Below are 3,727 nucleotides of genomic sequence, written 5' to 3'. Positions count from 1 at the left end.
TCTTGGCAGTCATCCCAACTAACCTGCTCAACAGGCAAGTTATCACCCTTAAATTTCGAAGGATTGTTGCCCATCACCGTTTGCCATAATGCCTGAGTCACCTCGTATTTGCCAATGTAATAGTCATTGGTTAGAGTTACTTGGTGGGTAGGTTTCTCATCACCATCTGGATTCTTCATCTCTGGTGTCGCTCCCATAGTGAACGTTCCCGCCTCAACACGAACCATATCGATGCTGATGCCATCCTTTACGGGGATGGTTATTGTATTGCCAGACGATGAAAATCCTGATGCCACAGACGATGAACTATTGGTTGTCAACACGCCAGCTAAAGTAGCAGTCTGACCCTCCAATATGTTCACAGTCTTGCTGTCCGTACCATAGCCGTCCTTCTTTATCTCCACCTTATGATTGCCCACCATGATGCCATTGAACACACGTGGACTTTGTCCTATCTTCTTTCCATCGACATAGACATCAGCCCCAAATGGCTTATAGTTTACAGAGAGGTTGCCTTGTATGGCTGCGAGTTCATTAAAAGCCACATCAAGTTTTTGTTGCTGAGACAGGTTGATGGTGCGCTGTTGACTGCGGTAGCCCTCCTTTTTTACCTCGATAAGGTGCATTCCCTCCTTTAGGCTTCCCGTCCAAGGAGCCATGCCTACGGATTTCTTGTCGACATATAGCGACACGGCAGGTGTGGGGCAAGTGACAGAGACTGTAGCCATAGCAGACACAAGGCTGACATTGATGGGAGTCATGTCGCTGCTGCTGATGGTGAACGTGCCACTCTTGGAGATATAGCCTCCTGCCTCCACCTTATATGTGTGACTGCCATAAGGAAGCATGGCTGAATACTCACCGTCGGTGGAACTTGACTGTAGCACACCGTCGATACTAACCTTTGCGTCTTTGGGCGAAACAGTGAGTGCATAGAAGTTGCCTCCTGCATCTACGGGACCTATCACATTGCCCGATGCTGTAATAATTAACTCATACGTGCGGTTGCTCTCCAACTTCTCTACGCCATAATCGGCAAACGTCACCATAACGGGGGCATAGTTGGCATGCTTCACCTTCAGCTGTCGATTGCCCTGCGGCATATACACCCAGTATTCGCCAGTCTTGTTCTCCACATTGCCCATGATACCGCCCTCAAACTGCACTCCTTGCAGTCCGACGCCAACCTTTATTAAGGCACAGTTGCGGTCGTTCAAGTCCTTGCGTGGCTGAGTCTGGGCAGTGAGGTCGCTTCCAGCAAGCTTGAACGACTCCACTGTAAGCTTTTGGGCAAATACCGTTGATATTGCTGCAAAGAGCAAGACGAAGGATAAAAGTATATTTCGCATAGTGTTTATCTTAATTGTTTATGTACTTATCATTATTCACCATTCAGCACCCATTTCCAAACAGGTACAATCTCAATTTTCAACCCATCACGCTCCACAAATCCCTCATCCTCGTATGTCACTATTAGTGCCCTTTTTAGAGGATATAAAGAATTCAGGGCTACCAAGGCTTTTATCTCACGCTCCAATGTTGCCTCGTCGCTCATCCTATAACTGGCTTGCACAGCCAGCCCCTCATCGGGAACATAGAAGTCTACCTCTATATTGCGATTGAAATAATAGATGCCACTGCCATACTTCTTATATAATGTTATGGCACATAGGTTTTCAAGCAACAGAGTGTCGGGGTTGTTGATGAAGAGGTGTAACAGTCCGTTGTCCACAAAATAGTGCTTCTTCACAGTTTCTTTTTCTGTGAACTTTGAGGCATAGTTGTCTAATGATATCAACAAGCATGACTCCTGCAAGTATCTCACATACTCCATAATAGTTGACGGACTACATGGAACACCTGTCGACTTAACCAAATTGCTCAATCTGTTCAACGAGCAGGGTTGCATCACGCTTTCTGCCAAACGACGCACACAAAGACGCAGGGCATCCTCGTTCTTTATCTTATGGCGTACAATGAGGTCGTTGAAGAATATGCGGTTGTACAAGCTGTTAAGCCAGATGCGCTTCTCACGGAAGTTGACCAATTCCGGGAAACCTCCCCATTCAAAGTAAGTTCTGAAATGACGCTGCAACTCATTAGCCTTTCTGCCATACTGCCATCCTCCTGCAATGTTTACACCGACAGCCGTAAGATATTCACTAAAGCTATACGGAAAGACATTCACGCTAAGATACCTGCCTCCCAAAACGGTCTCTATGTCACGGCTCAACATCTTGGCGTTGCTGCCTGTCACATAAACACGATACTTCAAGTTGGCAAGACGGCGCGCAAAGTTAGCCCAACCGTCCACATTCTGTATCTCGTCAAAGAAGAATATCGGCTGACCGCTATACATGCTGTGATAAGCCTGAAGTATAAGGTCAAAGTCAGTAGCTGCCATCCCTTGTAGACGCTCATCGTCGAAATTGACATAAACTATGTCCTCCAACAGCTTTTCCTCTGCCAATAATTGCTGCACACGTTGATACAACAAATAGGACTTTCCTGCCTGTCTTACGCCCACAAACACATAGTTGCCATACTCTTCCAAGTCAAGAGGACGCTCCACCAACGGTATGCTTCCTATATATTCTTGATTCTCAGAAATTATCGTTCTAAATATTTCCTTATCCATACTCTGCTTTTTCCTACAAAGATATAATTTTTATTCGGTGTCACAAAATAAAAAACGACGTTTTTATTCGGTAGCAGCGAATAAATGTCGGGGATAACCTTATCGTTTTGAGGCTTAGAACATTAATAATAAAAGTGGATAACGCTAAAGGCGTTACTCGGATAAGACCAAGCGGAGCCCATGATCCATAAAATGGTCACCAGGAAAATAGATATTACGATATAACGAACGACAATACCATGCAATGTGTTGCTGGCTCCCCCCACGGGATACATAGCCGATTCCACTCACTGCACCTGTAGGATTGACTTGTGGCGAACTACTGTAAGAACCCTTCCAATCCTGACACAGTTCCCACACGTTACCAGTCATATCATATATGCCTAATTCATTAGCTTGTTTAGAACCTACAGGATGTGTCGTACCTCTACTGTTTTTTTTATACCAAGCAACAGCTGAGATATTATTGCTACCACTATACTGATAGCCTCGGCTCTTCTTTCCACCACGAGCGGCATACTCCCATTCGGCTTCTGTAGGAAGACGGAAATTCTTGCCTGTTATAATGTTCAGCTTGCTAAGGAATTCCTGACAGTCTTCCATACTAACCTGCTCTACGGGCAAGTTTATACCCTTAAAGTATGATGGATTATTTCCCATCACGGCTTTCCATAAAGCCTGAGTTACCTCGTATCTACCTATATAAAAATCGTTGGTCAGAGTTACTTGATGAGCAGGCATTTCTTCTGAACCAGATTCTTTCATCTCTGGTGTTGCTCCCATTATAAATGTTCCTGCTTCAACACGAACCATCTCGATACTGATGCCATCCTTTACGGGAATGGTGATATTATCACTGTTAGCAACCGTGGGTTGCACAACTGGTTGCTGAGCCACTGTTGGTTGAGTGACAGAACTTTGTTGTGTTGCCGTCGCTTCTTTGGACAGAGTAATTTGTATATTACTCGGTGCTGAAGCTTTAAGCTTTACCATGCCTTCTTCCGACTCATAACCATCACAAGCAACAACAAAAGAGTGTTGACCTACGGGCAATGTCGTCCTTGCCACGCCATTCGTGCCCTTCACCAT

3 protein-coding genes are annotated in these 3,727 nt (G+C 45.2%); all 3 read right to left on the bottom strand.

Annotated elements, in window-relative coordinates; translation table 11 throughout:
* The coding region (locus tag HMPREF0673_RS14810) for a PEGA domain-containing protein (RefSeq protein ID WP_007902739.1) at positions 1-1,349 on the bottom strand (1,349 nt) is incomplete at its 3' end.
* A gap of 32 nt (positions 1,350-1,381) precedes the next feature.
* Positions 1,382-2,638, bottom strand: coding sequence for an ATP-binding protein (locus tag HMPREF0673_RS11700; RefSeq protein WP_007902738.1), 1,257 nt, complete (start codon positions 2,636-2,638; stop codon positions 1,382-1,384).
* A gap of 153 nt (positions 2,639-2,791) precedes the next feature.
* A partial coding sequence (locus HMPREF0673_RS13540) for a formylglycine-generating enzyme family protein (RefSeq protein ID WP_007902737.1) occupies positions 2,792-3,727 on the bottom strand: 936 nt, incomplete at its 5' end.

This window comes from Leyella stercorea DSM 18206 (assembly GCF_000235885.1).
Lineage (GTDB): Bacteria > Bacteroidota > Bacteroidia > Bacteroidales > Bacteroidaceae > Prevotella > Prevotella stercorea.
Note: the sequence above shows the minus strand (reverse complement) of the source record. Positions and strands in the feature narration are given on the sequence as shown.